The organism is Acidimicrobiales bacterium, assembly GCA_016794585.1.
Classification (GTDB): domain Bacteria; phylum Actinomycetota; class Acidimicrobiia; order Acidimicrobiales; family DATDAH01; genus JAEUJM01.
In genome coordinates, this window is sequence record JAEUJM010000044.1 from 130,122 (window position 1) to 148,725 (window position 18,604).

At 71.5% G+C, this 18,604-nt stretch carries 15 protein-coding genes; 8 read left to right on the forward strand and 7 right to left on the reverse strand.

What is annotated here, in order from left to right; genetic code table 11:
* Window positions 1-39 precede the first annotated feature (39 nt).
* A complete protein-coding gene (locus tag JNK12_22405) occupies window positions 40-1,575 on the reverse strand; it encodes a DUF2079 domain-containing protein (protein ID MBL8778698.1) in 1,536 nt (511 codons plus the stop codon).
* Window positions 1,576-1,826: 251 nt separating this feature from the next.
* On the opposite strand from JNK12_22405, the gene JNK12_22410 reads away from it, so the two are divergent.
* From JNK12_22410 to JNK12_22420, 3 genes are all read left to right on the forward strand, one after another.
* Window positions 1,827-3,113, forward strand: coding sequence for a homoserine dehydrogenase (locus JNK12_22410; protein MBL8778699.1), 1,287 nt, complete (start codon window positions 1,827-1,829; stop codon window positions 3,111-3,113).
* Window positions 3,114-3,124: 11 nt separating this feature from the next.
* Window positions 3,125-4,516, forward strand: coding sequence for a threonine synthase (locus tag JNK12_22415; GenBank protein ID MBL8778700.1), 1,392 nt, complete (start codon window positions 3,125-3,127; stop codon window positions 4,514-4,516).
* Window positions 4,517-4,600: 84 nt separating this feature from the next.
* Window positions 4,601-5,761, forward strand: coding sequence for a cofactor-independent phosphoglycerate mutase (locus tag JNK12_22420; protein MBL8778701.1), 1,161 nt, complete (start codon window positions 4,601-4,603; stop codon window positions 5,759-5,761).
* A gap of 254 nt (window positions 5,762-6,015) precedes the next feature.
* Here the strand turns inward: JNK12_22420 and JNK12_22425 are convergent, their stop codons facing one another.
* From JNK12_22425 to JNK12_22440, 4 genes are all read right to left on the reverse strand, one after another.
* Complete coding sequence (locus JNK12_22425) at window positions 6,016-7,095, reverse strand: carboxypeptidase regulatory-like domain-containing protein (GenBank protein ID MBL8778702.1); 1,080 nt, start codon at window positions 7,093-7,095, stop codon at window positions 6,016-6,018.
* A complete protein-coding gene (locus JNK12_22430; GenBank protein ID MBL8778703.1) occupies window positions 7,034-10,189 on the reverse strand; it encodes an SMP-30/gluconolactonase/LRE family protein in 3,156 nt (1,051 codons plus the stop codon). Before JNK12_22430 ends, JNK12_22425 begins: the two co-directional genes overlap by 62 nt.
* A gap of 141 nt (window positions 10,190-10,330) precedes the next feature.
* Entirely contained in the window at window positions 10,331-11,191 is an 861-nt protein-coding gene (locus JNK12_22435; protein ID MBL8778704.1) for an ABC transporter permease, read from the reverse strand.
* Window positions 11,188-11,997 carry an ABC transporter ATP-binding protein gene (locus JNK12_22440; GenBank protein MBL8778705.1) on the reverse strand — a complete coding sequence of 270 codons (810 nt, stop codon included), beginning with the start codon at window positions 11,995-11,997 and terminating at the stop codon, window positions 11,188-11,190. The genes JNK12_22435 and JNK12_22440 overlap by 4 nt, the downstream gene beginning before the upstream one ends.
* A 260-nt stretch (window positions 11,998-12,257) precedes the next feature.
* On the opposite strand from JNK12_22440, the gene rho reads away from it, so the two are divergent.
* Genes rho through JNK12_22455 form a run of 3 tightly spaced genes read left to right on the forward strand, consistent with a single transcriptional unit; the run spans window position 12,258 to window position 15,371 of the window.
* Complete coding sequence (gene rho, locus JNK12_22445; GenBank protein MBL8778706.1) at window positions 12,258-14,012, forward strand: transcription termination factor Rho; 1,755 nt, start codon at window positions 12,258-12,260, stop codon at window positions 14,010-14,012.
* Window positions 14,013-14,068: 56 nt separating this feature from the next.
* Window positions 14,069-14,284: a 50S ribosomal protein L31 gene (rpmE, locus tag JNK12_22450; protein ID MBL8778707.1), complete on the forward strand. Its 216-nt coding sequence runs from the start codon at window positions 14,069-14,071 to the stop codon at window positions 14,282-14,284.
* A 52-nt stretch (window positions 14,285-14,336) separates the two neighbouring features.
* The gene (locus JNK12_22455) at window positions 14,337-15,371 is read left to right on the forward strand and encodes a hypothetical protein (GenBank protein ID MBL8778708.1); all 1,035 of its coding nucleotides are present in this window, start codon (window positions 14,337-14,339) and stop codon (window positions 15,369-15,371) included.
* Between the two features lie 60 nt (window positions 15,372-15,431).
* Here the strand turns inward: JNK12_22455 and JNK12_22460 are convergent, their stop codons facing one another.
* Together JNK12_22460 and JNK12_22465 are read right to left on the reverse strand one after the other, a co-directional pair.
* Complete coding sequence (locus JNK12_22460; protein MBL8778709.1) at window positions 15,432-15,728, reverse strand: response regulator transcription factor; 297 nt, start codon at window positions 15,726-15,728, stop codon at window positions 15,432-15,434.
* 154 nt (window positions 15,729-15,882) lie between these two features.
* Window positions 15,883-16,482 carry a hypothetical protein gene (locus tag JNK12_22465; GenBank protein ID MBL8778710.1) on the reverse strand — a complete coding sequence of 200 codons (600 nt, stop codon included), beginning with the start codon at window positions 16,480-16,482 and terminating at the stop codon, window positions 15,883-15,885.
* A gap of 152 nt (window positions 16,483-16,634) precedes the next feature.
* Here JNK12_22465 and prfA point away from each other — a divergent pair, with 152 nt between their 5' ends.
* Both prfA and prmC read left to right on the forward strand, forming a co-directional pair.
* Window positions 16,635-17,696: a peptide chain release factor 1 gene (gene prfA / locus JNK12_22470; protein ID MBL8778711.1), complete on the forward strand. Its 1,062-nt coding sequence runs from the start codon at window positions 16,635-16,637 to the stop codon at window positions 17,694-17,696.
* 7 nt (window positions 17,697-17,703) lie between these two features.
* The gene (gene prmC / locus JNK12_22475) at window positions 17,704-18,588 is read left to right on the forward strand and encodes a peptide chain release factor N(5)-glutamine methyltransferase (GenBank protein MBL8778712.1); all 885 of its coding nucleotides are present in this window, start codon (window positions 17,704-17,706) and stop codon (window positions 18,586-18,588) included.
* The last annotated feature ends 16 nt before the right edge of the window (window positions 18,589-18,604 follow it).

Genomic DNA, 18,604 nt, shown 5'->3' on the forward strand with positions numbered 1-18,604 from the left:
GCGACGTGGGTGTTGCAGGGTCGCTACCAGAAGCGGCGCTCAGCGGGTGGCGGCGCCGGCGCGGTGGGCGACGAGGAGGTCGCCCTGCGCCTCGACCACGACCCAGTCCTCGGTGTCGAGGATCTCCTGGAGCAGGTCGTCGAGCTCGGGGCTGAGGCTGAGGCGGTCGACGACCAGCCAGTCCACGGTGTCGGGGTCGTGCTGGTTCTCGCTGGCGACCCCCCAGTTCTGCTCCTGCCAGGGGTTCGGGAACGAGTAGATGTTGCGACGGTGGGTGAGGTGGGGGACCAGCAGGTAGGTCGCCGCCACCGAGGCGTCGTCGGGCGGGGTGTTGACCGCCCGTTGCAGCTCGTCGGCCCGCTCGTTGGGCGTCAGGGGCCAGAACCCCTCGCGGTAGTAGGTGGACATCGGCGAGATGCCCCAGGCCGCCGTCGTGGCCAGCGCGCACGCCGCCACCAGCCCGAGCAGGAACCGCCGCACCGCCAGCGAGCGGCGCCGGCCGATGCCCTCGACCATTGCGAGAGTGGCCCCGGCGACGGGCATCGCCGCGTAGTGGAAGCGCAGGCTCCACGTGAAGCTGTTGGCCGAGAGCAGGTTGACCAGCGCCTGCGGGGCCCCGATGAGCAGCACCCCCGGGGCGAGCAGCGGCGTGAAGCCGTAGGGGGCGAGGAGGTCCCGCACGTAGCCCAGCGCGTTCGCGTCCTCGAGTTGGCGGGTGACCGCGGTGGGGTTGGTGACCGCGGTGTCGGCCAGCGCCCAGGGTGAGTTGCCGAGGGTCCCGAAGAAGTCTTCGTAGAACACGCCGCCCGGGCTGAAGGCCGGGATGATCAGCCGCGTGCAGAGCGCGAACCACCCGAGCCCGGCCACGACGGTCGCGATGCCGGCCCGGCGCATGGTGCGGTCGTCGCCCCGCTGCCCCCGCCAGGCGAACAGCAGGCCCACCATGACCGCGGCGAGGGCGATGTCCTCCTTCCACGCCACCGCGAAGACCATCCAGGCCGCGTAGGCCCGCCAGCGCTTCTCGGTGGCGGCGAGGAAGCCCATGAAGAACGGAAAGAGGGCGACCACCTCGGCGTGGAACGTCTCCTGCACCATCCACTGGTTGGTGAAGTGGAGGAGGAAGGCGAGCGCCGGCACCAGCGCGTGCCACTCGTCGGCGAGCCAGTGACGACCGAGGCGGAACACGGGCACCGCCGCCAGGGCGACCGCCCCGACCATCACCAGATTGAGGAAGTTGGGGCCGGCGCCCAGCCAATAGAAGGGCACGAGCAGGTAGAAGGCCAGGTTGACGTGGTTGCCGAACACGCCGAGGCCACGGACGGTGTCGAAGCCGTGACCGTGGGCCAGCAGCCAGACGGCCTGGTCGTAGATGCCGAGGTCGAAGTCGAAGGTGCCGAAGCGCTCGTGGCGCAGCACCACGAGACGGCCGAAGACGATGGCGAACACCGCCATGGCGAGGAACAGCACGACCCGGGGCGGGCCGATCTCGACGAGGCCGTCCCGGGCGAGGGTGGCGACGTGACGGGGCCACGACCGCAGGGGTCGGCGAACCCGGGGCGCCACCGCCTCAGCCATCGCGGCGAGTGTAGGAGCGCGCCCCCGGTCGGGCTGGGGACCGCCGTGCCGCCTCGCGCCGGCGGTCGTCAGATGCCGGACCGTCGGTCGGATGCCGGACCGCTGGTCGACGGGGCTCGCGTCGCCCGCGCCTGCCCGTCGCCAGCCACGGAACCGCTGCGGGATCCCCGGGGGCCAGCCAGTAGCGTGACGCCCGTGAGCGAAGCGGTGGCCCGAGCGGCCCGGCGGCGAGGCCGCCAGGAGCGGACAGCATGATCGAGACCAAGATCCGGGTCGGCGTGCTCGGCTGCGGCAACGTCGGCGCCGCCCTCATCCAGCTCATCGAGGACCGTGGTGACGAGATCGTCGCCCGCACCGGGCTGCGCCTCGAGGTCACCCGGGTCGCCGTCCGCAACGTGGCCAAGGCCCGCCCGGTCGAGCTCGCCGACGGCGTCGTCACCCACGACGCCGGTGCCCTGGTGGACGACCCCGACGTCGACATCATCGTCGAGGTCATCGGGGGCATCGAGCCCGCCCGCACCCTCACCCTCGACGCCTTGAAGGCGGGCAAGCCGGTCATCAGCGCCAACAAGGAGCTGCTGGCCAGCATGGGCGCGGAGATCTTCGACGCCGCCGACGCGGCCGGCGTGGACATCCTCTTCGAGGCCGCCGTGGCCGGCGCGATCCCGCTCATCCGCCCGCTCCGCGAGTCGCTGGCCGGTGAGCGCATCACCCGGGTGATGGGCATCGTCAACGGCACCACCAACTTCATCCTCACCCGCATGACCGAGGACGGCGCCTCCTACCAGGAGGCGCTCGCCGAGGCCCAGAGCCTCGGCTACGCCGAGCGCGATCCCACCGCGGACGTCGAGGGCTTCGACGCCGGCGCCAAGGCCGCCATCATCGCGATGATCGCCTTCGGGGCCCGGGTGGTGGCCGGCGACGTCTACCACGAGGGCATCTCGGGCATCACCGCCGCCGACATCGCCTTCGCCCGGCACCTGGGCTACGTGGTCAAGCTCCTCGCGGTCGTCGAGGAGATCGACGGCGAGATCGCCGTGCGCGTCCACCCCGCCATGGTCCCCGTCGCCCACCCGCTCGCATCGGTGCGCGACAGCTTCAACGCGGTCTTCATCGAGGGCGACGCCGTGGGCGACCTGATGCTCTACGGCCGCGGTGCCGGCGGCTTCCCCACGGCCAGCGCGGTGCTGGGCGACCTGATCGACGCCGCCGTGAACCTCCGCAAGGGATCGTCGGCCCACATCGGCCGCCTCGGCCTCGCCCGCATCCGTCCCATCGACGAGGTGCGCTCGGGCTACTACCTCAACGTCGAGGTGTTCGACCGCCCCGGCGTCCTGGCCACGGTTGCCGGTGTGTTCGGCGAGCACGGCGTGTCCATCCGCTCGATGGAGCAGGAGGGCCTGGGCGACGAGGCCCGCCTCATCTTCATCACCCACGAGGCCTTCGAGCGGGACGTGGCCGCCACCGTCGCCGACCTGAAGGACCTCGACGTCGTCGGCCGCGTCGGCAGCATGCTGCGCGTCGTCGGGGACCACTGAGGGCCGGGGTCGTGCGCTACGTCAGTACCAGAGGGGCCGCGCCCGTCCTGCGCTTCACCGACACCCTCCTCGCCGGCCTGGCCACCGACGGCGGCCTCTACGTGCCGGACTCGTGGCCCAAGTTGCCTCACGGCGTCGCCGCCCTCGCCGATCGCTCGTACGCCGACGTGGCCGTCGAGGTGATGTGGCCCTTCGTCGAGGGTGAGTACGACCGGGACGAGTTCGCCGCCCTGGTCGCCGACTCCTACGCCACCTTCGACGACCCCGAGGTCACCCCCCTCTACCGCCTCCACGACGGACTGTGGCTGCTCGAGCTGTTCCACGGCCCGACGCTGGCCTTCAAGGACGTGGCCCTCCAGCTCGTGGGGCGCCTGTTCGACCACGAGCTGGCCCGCCGGGGCGAGCGGGTCACCATCGTGGGCGCCACCTCGGGCGACACCGGCTCGGCCGCCATCGAGGCCTGCCGCGACCGCGACGGCATCGAGATCTTCATCCTCCACCCGGCCGGGCGGGTGTCCGAGGTGCAGCGCCGCCAGATGACCACAGTCGACTCGCCGAACGTGCACAACATCGCCATCGAGGGCACCTTCGACGACTGCCAGGACCTCGTGAAGGCCCTGTTCAACGACGCCCCGACGCGCGAGAAGCTGCGCCTCTCGGCGGTCAACTCCATCAACTGGGCCCGGGTGATGGCCCAGATCGTGTACTACGTGCGTGCCGCGGCCCGGGTGGGCCACGGCACCCCGGTCTCGTTCGCGGTGCCCACGGGCAACTTCGGCAACGTCTTCGCCGGCTACGCCGCCCGGCGCATGGGCGTGCCCATCCCGCAGCTCGTGATCGGCAGCAACCGCAACGACATCCTCTTCCGCTTCCTCGGGTCCGGCGACCTCGAGATGCGCGACGTCGAGCCGAGCATCAGCCCGAGCATGGACATCCAGGTGTCGAGCAACCTCGAGCGCCTGCTCTTCGAGCTCTACGGGCGCGACGGCGCCGGCGTGGCCGAGCTGATGGACGCCTTCCGGGCGGACGGCTCGGTGACCATCGGCACCGAGCGCCTGGCCCAGGTGGCCGAGGTGTTCGCCGGCGCCCGCTTCGACGACGACGAGACGCGGGCCGTCATCGAGGCCGAGTACGAGCGGGACGACGTCCTCATCGACCCGCACACCGCGGTCGGGGTTGGGGCGGCGCGGGCGTGCCGGCGGGACGTGTCGGTGCCGATGGTGGCGCTCGCCACCGCCCACCCCGCCAAGTTCCCCGACGCGGTCGAGCAGGCCACCGGCATCCGGCCGGCGCTGCCCGACCACCTGAGCGACCTCTTCGAGCGCCCCGAGCACTTCGACACGCTGCCCAACGACCTCGACGCGGTGCGCGACCACCTCTTCGGCGCCGCCGTCCTCGGCTGAGGGGCGCCAGCGTGGAGGCGACGGGGCGGCCAGCGGGCAAGATGGCGTGATGAAGGCGTCGCTCCCGGCCCTAAGGCTGGTCCCGTGAAGTACGTGGTTTGCGTGCCCGACGGGTGCGCGGACGAGCCGGTGGCGGCCCTGGGCGGTCGCACGCCGCTCCAAGCCGCCCACACGCCCACCCTCGACGCCCTCGCCGCTCGCGGTGAGGTCGGTCAGGCCGCGGTGATCCCCGCCGGCATGCCGCCGGGCAGCGACGTCGGCAACATGTCGATCTTCGGGTACGACCCGGCCCGCTTCCACACCGGCCGTGCCCCCATCGAGGCCGCCGCCCTCGGGCTGCGCCTGCGCCCCGACCAGGTGGCGTTCCGCTGCAACCTGGTCACCCTCGGCGACGACGGCACCATGGTCGACTTCGCCGGCGGCCACCCGTCCACCGAGGACGCCGCCGAGGTCGTGGCCCGCCTCCAGGACGCCCTGGGCACCGACGAGATCACCTTCCACCCGGGCGTGCAGTACCGCCACATCGTCGTGGCCCCGAAGGACTGGGCCGACGCCGAGTGCGTCCCGCCCCACGACCTCTCTGACAAGCCCGCGGTCTTCCCCACGGGCCCGGCGGCGTCGAAGCTGCAGGCCGTCATGGACGCCTCCCGCGAGGTGCTGGCCGCGGCCAAGGCCGACGGCTCACCGGTCGCCGCCACTCAGGTGTGGTTGTGGGGCCAGGGGCCCCAGCCGGTCATGACCCCGTTCCGGGACGCGTATGGCCTGCAGGCCGGGCTCGTCACCGCGGTCGACCTGGTGCGCGGCCTCGGCGTGCTCACCGAGATGGACATCGTCGAGGTCGAGGGTGCCACCGGCTGGTACGACACGAATTACGAGGGCAAGCGCGACGCCGCCCTGGCCGGCCTCGAGGCCGGCGCCGACCTCTTCATCGTGCACGTCGAGGCCACCGACGAGGCCGGCCACGCCGGCGATCACGAGGAGAAGGTCAAGGCCCTCGAGAACTGGGACCGGCGCATCCTCGCCGACCTCGTGGCCGGCCTCGACGCCATGGGCGACTGGCGCCTCCTGCTCCTGCCCGACCACGCCACGCCCGTCGAGCTCAAGACCCACACCCCGGATCCGGTGCCCTACCTGCTGGTCGACAGCCGGGAGGACGGCCCGGGCGGTGTGTACACCGAGGAGGGCACCGCCGACGCCGCCGTGCGGGCGGGTCACACACTTCTTCCTCGGCTGCTCGGTCGCTGATCGCTCGGCGCGTGCCGCTCGGCGTGGCGGCCCGTTCGAGGGCGTAGGGAGACCGCCGCCGACGACCAAGTTCGGCCATTCGGGCCGGACCAGCCGGTGATGCCGGGGAGGGCGCCGCCGACGCCGGCGCCCTCCCCGACCTCACTCTCCTGCCCCGATCGCACGGTCGGTAGTCGGGGTCTCACCGCACCCGCGCTCTCCGCATCCGCGCTCCGCCACCCGGCTCCTCGTGTCGGCAGCGAGGAGCGTGGGGGTCAGTTCGCCGGCGTCAGGCCGGCGTCGGTGCCGGTGGTGTGGCTACCGGTGATGGTGATGGGGGTGGCGTCGCCCATGTTGGGCGTGTCGTCGTGGAACTCGTAGGCGTGGTGGCCGGTGGGGTCGATGAACACGACGTAGTAGTCCCCGAGGTCGAGGCCGTCGATGGTGTACCGGCCGTCGGCGTCGGTGGTGGTGCCGGCGACGCCGTGGCCGTCGGTGGCGGACATCACCGCGACCCAGATGCCGTCGAGGGGGCCGTCGGTGTCGGTGTCGGTGACCGTGCCGGCGGCCGTCCCGTGCAGGGGGATGAGGTCGTCGTCGGCGGTGCCGGGCGCGGTGACCACGGTCAGGTCGCTCGGGGAGGTGGGGTGCGGCTGGTCCCGGTACCACTCGAACTCGTGGGCGTGGTCGAGGTCGAAGAACTCGAGGTAGTAGCCGCCGGCGGGGACGGTGAGGGTGTAATGGCCGTCGGCGTCGGTGAAGGTGGCGACCACGAACGAGAAGTCGGCGGCGCGGAGGGCGCCCACGAGGACGCCGGGCTCGGGCTCGGCGTCGACGTGGTCGGTCAGCGTGCCCTGGAGGGTCTCGGTGGGGACGCCGTCGGTGATGAGGGGTGGGGCGAGGTCGGCGCCGGTCGTGGTGTGGTCGGCGGTGACCGTCAGCGCGGTCGCGCCCTGGGGGGTGTGGGTGCCGCCGACGAACGTGGGTTGGCGGGTGCCGTCGGCGGTGGCGGCGATCACCCAGTAGTCCCCGGGGGGCAGGCCGGTGATGCGGTAGGTGCCGTCGGCCTGGGAGAGCTCGGCCGCGTAGGGGTGATGGTCCGTGGTGGACATGACCGCCACGCCGGCGCCGACGACCGGGTTGCCGGTGCCCGGATCGGTGACCTTGCCCGTGATGGCGCCGGTGGGCAGGAACAGGGCGGCATCGACACCGGTGGTGGCGGTGCCGAGCGTGGCCGTGACGGGGTCGGACGAGCCGAGCTGGTCGAAGGCGTGGTCGTCGTACCACTCCATGTCATGGGAGAAGTTGGGCTCGATGAACTCGAGCCGGTAGTCGCCGGGCTCGATGGGCAGCACGTAGCTGCCGTCGGCCCCGGTGGTGGCGCCGCCGATCAGCTGGTAGTCCGACGCCCGCAGCGCCGCGACCCACGCGCCGGCGAGGGGGCCCGCCGGTGGCGGACTCGGTGACCGTGCCCCGGATCACCGACGGAGCGAACTGCTGGATCCGGTTGTTGCCGGCGTCGACCACGGACAGCGTGCCGCGGTCGTCGACGGCAAGGCCGCGAGGCGAGTTCATCGACCCGCCCGCAGTGCCGAGGGTCCCCCAGGAGCTGAGGTACCGGCCGTCGCCGCTGAACTGCTGGATCCGGTGATTGACGAGGTCGGCCACGTAGAGGTTGCCAGCCGAGTCGACGTCGATGCCCGACGGTCCGTGGAACTGGCCGGCCGCGGAGCCGAAGCTGCCCCAGGACCGCACGAACCCGCCCGTGCGGCTGAATTCCTGCACGCGGTTGTTGTTGTAGTCGGTGACATACACGTGGCCGGTCGACCCCAGTGCGATGCCGTAGGGGAAGTTCAGTTGCCCGACCCCGGAGCCCGCCGTTCCCCACGTACGGACGTGAGTGCCGCTGGCCGTGTACTCCGAGACCCGGTTCGACCCCGCACTCGTCACGAGGACCGCGTCGGTCCCGTCGGTGACGATCGAGTAGGGGGTGCCTTGGGTGGCGTACCAATCGCTGACCGGTGATCCCCCTCTGTCGAACCCCCGGATCTTCCCGGTCCCCATATCGGCCACGTAGACGATGCCGGACTCGCTCACGGCGATGCCGATGGGGCTGACCAACTGGTTGGCGCCGGTGTTGCCCCATTGGGTCAGGAACCGGCCGTCGGGCGCGAACTTCTGCACCCGGCGGTAGATCGTGTCGACGACGTAGACGTTGCCGTCGGCGTCGACGGCCACGTCCCAGGGCTCGTTGAACTGTCCTGCGCCGGTGCCGAGGCCGCCCCACGTCCGCACGAGGACGGGTGCCGGCCGGCTGGCGGTCGGTGTCGGCCCGAACACCTGCACGCGGGCGCCGTTGCGCTCGGACACGTAGACGTGGCCATGGGCGTTCGTCGTGATGCCCACCGGCACGTTGAACTGGCTTGCGCCAGCGCCCGCTGAGCCCCAGCCCGTCACGTAGGTGCCACTTGCGGTGAACACCTGGATCCGGTTGGCGTCGGCGTCGACGACGAGGACCCGTCCGGTGGCGTCGACGGTCACGCCGACCACGTTCAGGAACTGGCCCCGTGCGGATCCCTGGTTGCCCCAGGCGGTCACGAAGGTGCCATCGGGGTGGAAGCGCTGGACCCGATAGTTGTACGAATCGGCGACGTAGACCTCCCCTGAGTCGTCGACGGCGACCCCATGGGGGTAGCTGAACCGTCCCTCGGCGCTCCCCTCGGAGCCCCATTGGTCGAGGTAGCGGCCGTCGGTGTCGAACTTCTGGATGCGGTGGTTGCCGGTGTCGGCGACGTAGACGTTGCCGAAGTCGTCGGCGGCGATGCCGATCGGGTTCAGGAACTCACCCTCCCCGGACCCCTCGGAGCCCCACTCGGACAGGTAGCCACCGGTCGAGTCGAACTCCTGAACGCGGTTCGCGAGACGGTCGAGCACGTACACGTGGCCCGACGGGTCGACGGCGACCCCGTAGGGGTTGGTGAACTTCCCCTCGCCGGTGCCGAGTTCCCCCCACTGCAGGACGAAGGTGCCCGTGGCGCTGAACTTCTGGACGCGGCGGTTGCCGGTGTCGACCACGTACACGTTGCCGGCCGAATCGGCGGCGGTACCCCACGGGAGGCTGAACTGTCCCGCCCCGGCTCCGGTCGTGCCCCAACTGCGCAGGTGGAAGGGCGGGTTCTCGGACGGTGCCGCGGCGGTGACCGTGACGGACACGGTCGTGGATGTCACCGCATCGGTCTCGTCGGTGTCGACAGTGGCCGAGTTGGCGCGGACGCCGATCTGGGTGGGCGTCGGCGTGTAGCTGCAGTCGACGGTGTGGTGGGTGCCGACCGCCAGGTCGGCGAGTGAGCCGGCGCACGCCGGCGCGTTGGTGTCGGTGACGGTGACGCCGTGGAGCGTGACGTTGCCCGTGTTCGTGACGGTGACGTGGTAGTGGATGGGGTTGCCGGCCACGACGGTCGTCTCGTCGGCGGTGACGGCGATGGACACCCCAGGCGCTGCGGGCACGAACTTCTGGATGCGGTGGTTGCCCGTGTCGGCGACGTACACGTTGCCGGCGCCGTCGGTGGCCACACCACGCGGGTACGACGGGCGCCCGACCGCGGTGCCGTAGCCGCCCCACGTCACGAGGTGCTGGCCGTTGGCGGTGAACTTCTGGATGCGGTGGTTGTTGCGGTCGGCGACGTAGACGTTTCCTGCGGTGTCGACCGCGACGCCGCGCGGCGTCGAGAACTGGCCGTTGGCCGTGCCGGGGCCTGTGCCCCATTGGCGGACGTAGGTGCCGTCGGTGGTGAACTCGACGATGCGGTGGTTGTCCCGGTCGACGACGTACGCGTGGCCGGTGTTGTCCACGGCCACGGCGACCGGCAGGTTGAACGGGGTGTGCTCGCTCGGGACCACCCAGGGGGTGGCGAAAGTGCCATCGGGGTGCCGGACCTGGACACGGTTGTTGAAGGTGTCGGCCACGTAGACGTTGCCGGCAGCATCGACGGCGAGGCCGTTGGGCCCGTGGAGTTGCTGGGCGCCGGCGCCGTAGCCGCCCCAGGAGAGGAGATGCTGGCCGGCCGGGTCCAGCATCTGGATGCGGTGGTTCTCGGTGTCGGCGACGTAGACGTTGCCGTCGTGGTCGACGGCGATGCCGCTCGGGGTCGCGAACTCACCGTCGCCGCTCCCCGGACCGCCCCAGATGGCCACATGACCACCGGCCGCGTCGAACACCTGGACGCGGTCGTTCACCGCGTCGGCCACGTAGAGGCGGCCAGCGGCGTCGATGGCCACGGCGTTGGGCTCGTTGAGCTGGTCGTCACCGGCCCCGGGCCCCGAGCCCCAGGCCAGCGAGAAGACCGGGGCCAACTCGGCGGCCCCGGCGGGAGCCGATCGGATCGGCACCACCGCGAGGAGCGCTCCCAGGAGCGTTGCGATCAGGAACAGACCGACGAGCTTGCGCATCGCGATCACCGCCCTCTTGTCGTCTCTGCCTCAAAGCTCGCGCTCCGGCAGGTGCGCATTCAGGGTCGAACGTCACCTCCGGGCGGTGACATGCGTCACGTACCCCGGGTATGTGAGGGCGGTATGGACGCTGCCGCAGCGTCAGCTGAAGCGGGTGATGTAGCCGCGCTGGCGGAAGGTCTTCAGCATGTGGGCGACGAACCAGAGGCCGGCGAAGGCGACGAGGATGCAGCCGCCCGCCGCCAGCGCGATCTGGTCCCAGGGCATGGGGTCGCCGTCGAGCACCATGCGCACGGCGGCGAACGCGTGGGTCGTGGGCAGGAGCACGGAGATCGGCTGCAGCACGGTCGGCAGGGCGTCGACTGGGTAGAAGATGCCTGACAGGGGCATCACCACGAAGAGGATCCCCCAGGCGAGCACCTCGGCGCTCTGGCCGAAGCGCAGGACGAGGCCGATCACGAACAGCGAGATGGACCACCCGGCGATGAGCAGCACGGAGCCGATGGGCAGCAGCGCCCAACCGACGTCGAAGATCGAAAAGGCGTAGAAGCCGAAGGCGGCCAAGACCACGACCCCGAGGCCGGTGACCACTTTCGCGAGGCCGAAGAGGCCGACGCCGACGGCGTACTCCCACTCGGACACCGGCGTGGTCATGAAGTTGAGGAGGTTGCGGGACCAGACCTCTTCCAGGAAGCCGGTCGAGAGCGCGATCTGGCTCTGGTAGAGCACGTGGAACAGCAGGATCCCGGCGAGCAGGTACTCGACGCCCGACTGTCCGGCCTCACCCTGTTGCGCCACGAACACGCCGAGCGAGCCCCAGAGGAGCACGTCGACGACGGGCCACACGAACACGTCGAACGAGCGGTGGGGGCTGCGCTTCAGCACGTAGGCGTGGCGGATGGCGATGGCCCGGATGCGGGTCCAGCGACGCGGGTGCACGGTGAACGCGAGCGGCGCAGGGATGTGCTCCGGGGGCGGTGTGGGCTCGGCGGTGGCGGTCATGGGCGGGCCGACTCCTCTTCCTCGAGGGCGCCCACGTGGCTGCCGGCGCCCCGGTGGGTGCCGATGCTGTCGAGCTCGTCGTTGCGGGCCAGGGCGAGGAAGAAGTCCTCGAGGGAGCCGTCGCCCGCCACCTCTTCGGGGGTGCCGTCGGCCACCACGCGCCCGCCTTGGACGAAGACCACCCGCTCGCAGAGCTCTTCCACCTCGACCATGTTGTGACTCGTCACGAGCAGCGCGATGTCCTCGTCGTCGCTGAGCGACTGGAGGCCGGTGCGCACCCGCAGGGCCACGTCGGGGTCGAGTGATGCCGTGGGCTCGTCGAGGACGAGCAACTGGGGGTGGTGCATGATCGCCTTGGCGATGCCCACGATGGTGCGCTGGCCCGACGACAATTCCATGCACATGGCCCCGGAGAGGTGCGTGACCCCGAAACGGTCGAGCGCCGCCAACGCGGCCTCCGTGGGGTCGTCGATGCCGTACAGGCGCCCGAAGATGCCGAGCACCTCGTTGACCCGCAGGCGGTCGGGGAGGGGCAGGTAGCCCGCGGCGAAGCCGACATGCTGCATGGCCCGGCTGCGGTGGCGGGGGAGGCGGTGGCCGGCGATGGTGACCGTGCCCTTGTCGGGGGTGATGGCCCCGAGCAGCATCAACAAGGTGGTGGTCTTGCCGGCGCCGTTCGGCCCGAGCAGGCCCACTCGTTCACCCGCACCCACGCTGATGCTCACGCCGTCCACGGCACGGACGCGCTTGTAGGCCTTGACGAGGCCATGGGCCTCGAGCACGGGCGCGTCGATCGGGTTCCCCACGCCCGCAGTCTCGCGGCCGGCGCCCACCCGCGCCGAGCCATTTCGGCGCCAATTGCCCCGCAGGCGGCAACTGGTAGCCTGGGAGGGCCGTCGATGACGGGCCCGCTCCACCACCCGGTGCCAGACGATCTCCCGAGGCACGGGTCGAACCGCTGCGGCGGCTGCGGTGGCGGACCTCCCGCTCGGCGGACCTCCCCTCTGCCGGACCGGTGCGGCTCGCCCCCCACCCGCGATGGCTCGCACAAGAAAGTAGGAACCCCATGAGCGTGGAGTCCACGGACCTCGAGCGAACGGCGCTCGAGCGCAAGGACCGCGACGAGCTCGTCACCATCGCCGAGGCGATGGGCGGCAAGCCCGGGTCCCGGGCCAGCAAGGCCAAGGTGGTCGACCTGATCCTCGACCTGGCCGGCGTGACCGAGCCGGGGAGCGACGACGCGTCCACCGCGGCGAGCGACGGATCTGCGGCCGAGTCGACCCCGGTGGAGGCCGCCGAGGCGCCGTCCGCGCGCGCCGAGTCCGACGACGACGGTGACGGGTCCGAGGGCGGCGACGCCTCGGACGACGAGCACTCTGGCGCCGGTGCGGCGCCGAGCGACAACGGCGCCGACCGGCCGAAGGCGAAGGCCAAGGACAAGGAGAAGGGCAAGGCGCAGGGCCAGGACGGCGGCGCCGGCAAGGGCGAGGGCTCGGGCAAGGGTGCAGCCGACCAGGGCCGGGACCACGGCGAGCGTGACGCCCACGACGCCGCAGGCGACGGCAACGAGCGCGACCAGGACCGCGGGCGCGGCCAGCAGGGCGGCGACGAGGTGGACGCAGGCAACCGCCGCCGTCGCCGTCGTGGTCGCAACGACCGCCCGGGGGGCGACGAGCCCTGGCAGGGCGAACCCATCCCGGTCGAGGGCCTGCTCGACCTCCGCGAGGAGGGCTATGGGTTCCTGCGCCTCAACGGCTTCCTCGCGAGCAAGGACGACGTCTACGTCTCGGTGAAGCAGGTCCGCCAGTTCTCGCTCCGCAAGGGCGACGTGGTCAAGGGCGCCAGTCGCCCGGCGAACCGCAACGAGAAGAACCCGGCGCTCCTCCACATCGACGAGGTCAACGGCCAGACCCCCGACGAGGCCCGGGCCCGGCCCCGCTTCGACGATCTCACCGCCCTGTTCCCGGACGACAAGCTCCGGCTCGAGGCACCGAACGACCCGTACAACATGACGGCGCGCATCATCGACCTCATCTCGCCCATCGGGAAGGGCACCCGCGGCCTCATCGTCTCGCCGCCCAAGGCGGGCAAGACCACCGTGATGAAGCAGATCGCCCGGTCCATCGAGACCAACAACCCCGAGGTGCACCTCATCGTCCTGCTCGTCGACGAGCGGCCCGAAGAGGTCACCGACATGCGCCGCTGGGTCAAGAACGGCGAGGTCGCCGCCTCGACGTTCGACCGGCCCACCGAGGAGCACACCCAGGTGGCCGAGCTCACCATCGAGCGGGCCAAGCGCCTCGTCGAGACGGGCAAGGACGTCGTCATCATCCTCGACGGAATCACCCGCCTCGCCCGGGCCTACAACCTGGCGGCGCCCACCAGCGGACGCGTGATGTCCGGCGGTATCGACACCGGGGCCCTGTACCCCCCGAAGAAGTTCTTCGGGGCGGCCCGCAACCTCGAGGAGGGCGGTTCGCTGACCATCCTCGCCACGGCATTGGTCGACACCGGCTCGCGCATGGACGAGGTGATCTTCGAGGAGTTCAAGGGCACCGGGAACATGGAGCTGCGCCTCGACCGGCGTATGGCCGAGCGCCGCATCTATCCCGCGATCGACGTCGACGCCTCGTCCACCCGCCACGAGGAGCTGCTGTTCAAGCCGAAGGAGCTCCAGCAGGTGTGGAAGCTCCGCCGGGTGCTCACGGCCCTCGACGGGGGGAACGGTGCCGGCCTCGAGCTGCTCATCGACCGGATGAAGACGTTCAAGAGCAACGACGCGTTCCTCGACGAGATCGCCAAGGCCGCGTCGGCCGGCTGAGGGTCCGAGGCCCCGGCCGGGTAACATGACCAACCCGCTGAGCGAAGAAGGCTCCGATGAAAGCTGACATCCACCCCGACTACGTGGTCGCCACCGTGACATGTTCCTGTGGCAACACGTTCGAGACCCGCTCCACCAGTGCCGACCTCCGCGTCGAGCTCTGCAGCGAGTGCCACCCCTTCTACACCGGCAAGCAGAAGCTGGTGGACTCGGGTGGCCGCATCGACCGCTTCGAGCGTCGGTACGGGCAGCGCAAGAACAAGCAGGCCTGAGCCTGGCGGCCGGTCGCGGGCCCCGTGCCCGCCGCCGGACGTCCGCTGAACGATGAGCCTCGACCCCGAACGTCGCGCCGCACTGCTGGGCGCCAAGCTCGGCGCGCTCGTGCGCGACACCTGGGGGGAGGCCGAGCGCACTCCCGCCGTCTTCGGCGGCGGCGCCGCGCTCGTCGCCGGCGACACGGGATGGGTGCTCGCCGACGACCAACCCCACCGGGTGTTGGGCGGGGGCCTCGCGTGGGCCCGGAGCCAGGGCGTGGGTGACCTCCACCTGCTCGTGGACGACGAGACGGCCGCCGGCGTGGTCGCGCGTCGAGCCGGGGCCTTCGCCATGCCGCCGACCGTGTGGCGGGTGGAGGGCCGTGCCGTGCACCCCGCGGTGCCGGCGCCCTATCCCGAGCGTGCCCCGGCCCCCGGAGGCGTCGACGACCTCGTCGCCCTCCTCGAGGGCTCGGGCGTCACCGTCGTGGTCGAGCACGGCGTGGTGGCCGGTGAGGTGCTGGGGCTCGAGATCGCCCGGGTCGTGGAGGGCGACGACGGCGAGGCCCGCCTCGAGGTGGGCGTCGGGCGCCACGACCGCGAGGCCTTCGCCATGATCCACGGGGGCCTACCCACCGCAGACGCGCTGGCGGCGGTGGTCGATGCCGTCCTCGCCCAGCGCCGACCCGACGCCTCGCCCCACCCGCTCAACCGCCTCGCCGCCGAGCGATGGCTGCGCGCGCTGGTCATCGAGCGCCCTGAGGTGGCCGGCGCCGTGTCGCTCGCCCCGATCGACCCACCCCGGCCCCGTGACAACGTCAAGGACGCCGCGCCCGCCGCTGCGCTCGGCATGGACGAGGCCGGTGCACCGGTCGTGGTGGTGTGCTCATCGGGCGTCGACCTCGACCTCGTGCCCACCGCGGCCGACGCCCGCCAGTGGCACGCCCCCGAGGCCCGTCTGGTGCTGGTCGTCCCCGAGCGCGACGCCCATCCCGTCACCCGTGCCCTCGCCGCCGCCCTGGTCGAGCCCGCCGACGTGGTCGCCGTCAGCGGGGAGTGGCGCCGGACGCTCGATGACACCCCTGGGGCAACCGGCGGCCCCTGATCGGGCCCCGGCGGTTCCGGCGGGGGTCACGCTGAGCGTTCGGGCAGGCGCCGATACCCGCTACGGCGGCACGATGGATCGCACCGCTCGACCGAGGTGAGTGCCTTCCGAGTCGTCGCCGCACCGACAGCGCAGCATCCCGTTGCGCTGGGCCAGGAGGACCGCTTGGAGCGCGTTCTGGGCGTCGAACGCATCGAGGATGTCCTGGATGTGCCCCCGGCAGGTGCTCATGGTGATCCCCAACCTCCGCGCGATGTGCTTCGGCGTCTCACCCTCTGCGAGCAGTTCGAGCACCTCTTGACGCCGGTCGCTCAAGGGGTGGTCCGCCGACGGATCGGTGGCGGGTTCCTGGATCATCGGTGCGGCTCCGGAGTGGTCGTACGAGATGCCCGCGGTCACCGAGAGTACGAGGCAGGTTGCCGTTCTGGATGCCCGGGCGCGTTGATCGAACGCGGCGGGGCCCCCGTCACCGAGCGGTGACGGGGGCCCCGGAGCTGATCGGACGGGTGCCTCAGCCGCCGAGGCCGCTGAGGAGCCCGCCGCCCTGACCGGCGTCGTCGGAACCGCCGGTGCGGTCGTTGGAGGTGTTGTCGAGGAGATCGTCGACCGTCCCCGTCACGTCGTCCACCGTTCCGGTCACGTCGTCGACGTTGTCGGTGATGACGTCGGTGACGTCGTTGTCGGTGATCGCGTTGGTGACGTCGTTGTCGGTCACGTCGCCACCGGTGACCGACGGGTCGACGGAGGTGGTGTTGCCGCTCACGATGTCTCCACCGATGTCACCGACCTGGTTGTCGCCGTGCTGGTTGGCGACGTCGTCCGCCAGCTGGTTGGCGTTGCCCAGCTGGTTGTCGGTGCCCAGGTCGTTGCCGTTCCCGGCGCGCGTGTCGTTGTCCGTGCCGGTGTGGTTCCCGTTGCCGAGGCGGTTGCCGTTGGCGTTGTCGTCCACGTGCGAGCGGTTGCCGCTCCCGTTGTGGTCGGTGCTCGACTCGGTGCGCTCGGTGCTGGTGCCCGAGCCGCCGTCGTCGGCCTGGGCGGCCGCTCCGACGCCGAGCAGCGCGACCGAGACGCCGAGGGCGGCGACCGTCTTGCGGATGGGGGTGATCTCCACGGATTCATCTCCTTGATGGCGGGTGAACGCCGTCCGCTGTGGTGGTCGGGCGGGTTCCATCAGGTCCTTTCCGGGTTGGCGCGCTCTCGGAACGGGCAACATTGCCGGTTGGGGTTCGGTGCCCGGGGGGCGACTCCCCGTAGCCTGAGACGATGCTGGAGCGGTTGGGCGACCTGGAGCGGGAGTTCGACGACGTCGAGGCGCGCCTGGCCGACCCTGCGGTGATCGCCGACCAGTCCCGGTACGCCGAAGTGGCCCGGCGCTACAAGGAGCTCGAGGAGGTCGTCTCGCGCGCTCGGGACCTCCGACAGGCCACCGAGGACCTCCAGACCGCCCGCGAGATGCTCTCCGACGCCTCCGGCGACGATCGAGAGGTCATGCGGGACGAGGTCGACGATGCGGAGGCCTCCATCGCCAGGCTCGAGGACGAGCTCAAGACGCTGCTCCTGCCCCGGGACCCCAACGACGACAAGAACGTGATCGTCGAGATCCGCGGCGCCGAGGGAGGCGAGGAGGCCAACCTGTTCGCCCGCGACCTCGCCGAGATGTACCAGGCATACGCCGGCCGCATGGGGTGGAAGTGCGAGGTGCTGGGCAGCCAGCCGTCGGACATGGGTGGCTTCAGCGACATCACCCTGCTCTTCAAGGGCGACGGAGTCTGGAGCCGGATGAAGCACGAGGGCGGCCCCCACCGCGTCCAGCGGGTACCCGTGACCGAGAGTCAGGGCCGTATCCACACGTCGTCGGCCACGGTGTCGGTACTCCCCGAGGCCGAGGAGGTCGACGTCGACATCGACCCCAACGACCTCCAGATCGACGTGTACCGCTCGTCGGGCCCTGGCGGTCAGTCGGTCAACACCACCGACTCCGCGGTGCGTATCACCCACAAGCCCACGGGGCTCGTGGTGGCGATGCAGGACGAGAAGAGCCAGATCCAGAATCGGGCCAAGGCCCTCCAGGTGCTGCGCTCGCGCCTCCTCAAGGCCAAGCAGGACGAGGCCGCGGCGGCGGCGTCCGACCAGCGCCGAGACCAGATCGGCGGCGGTGGTCGCTCCGAGAAGATCCGCACCTACAACTTCAAGGAGAACCGGGTGAGCGATCACCGGATCGACCTGACCCTCTACAAGCTCGACAAGATCCTCGCCGGCGAGCTCGACGACGTGGTCGACGCGTTGGTGGCCGACGAGCGGGCCACCCAGCTCCAGGGGTCGTGAGGGGCCGGTGACGGGCGGCGCCGAGGAGGAGGGGACGCCGTGGCGGGTGTTCGCCGCCGAGGCCGTCGCCCGGCTCGAAGCAGCCGGTGTCGAGTCGCCAGAGGTGAGCGTGCGGCGCATCGTCGAGCGGGCCGCGGGGTTCGACGGCGCCGAGTACGCCCTCGGCCTCTCCGAGCCCGCCACCGAACGGGCCATGGGCTTCTTCGACGCCATGGTCGAGCGCCGCTTGGCCGGCGAGCCGCTGCAGTACGTGCTGGGGGAGTGGTCGTTCCGCACCCTCGACCTCATGGTCGACCGCCGGGTGCTGATCCCCCGCCCCGAGACCGAGCAGGTGGTGGAGGTGGCGCTGGCCGAGCTCGACGCCTTGGGACCCGAGGCACCCCGGGTGGTGGACCTCGGGACCGGCTCGGGGGCCATCGCTCTCTCCGTGGCGGTCGAGTGCCCTGCGGCTCGGGTGTGGGCCGGCGACGTGTCCTCCGACGCGCTCGCGGTGGCTCGGGCCAACCTCGCCGGCATCGGCCACGCCGGCACCCGGGTGACCCTGGTCCAGGGGTCGTGGTTCGAGGCCCTTCCCCGCGAGCTGCAGTGCACCCTCGACCTCGTGGTCTCGAACCCGCCCTACGTGGCGGCGTCGGATCCGCTGCCCGCCGAGGTGGCCGACTGGGAGCCCGCCGGCGCCCTCGTCCCCGGTCCGACCGGGCTCGAGGCCATCGAGGAGATCGTCGCGGGCGCCCCGGTCTGGCTGCGCCGGCCCGGTGCCCTGGTGGTCGAGCTCGCGCCCTCCCAGGCCGACGACGCCGTCATCCTCGCCCGGGCCGCCGGCTTCACCGACGCCCGCGTCGCCCCCGACCTCACGGGTCGTCCCCGCGCCCTCGTCGCCCGCATCGGCTGAGCGCCGGCGCTGACGC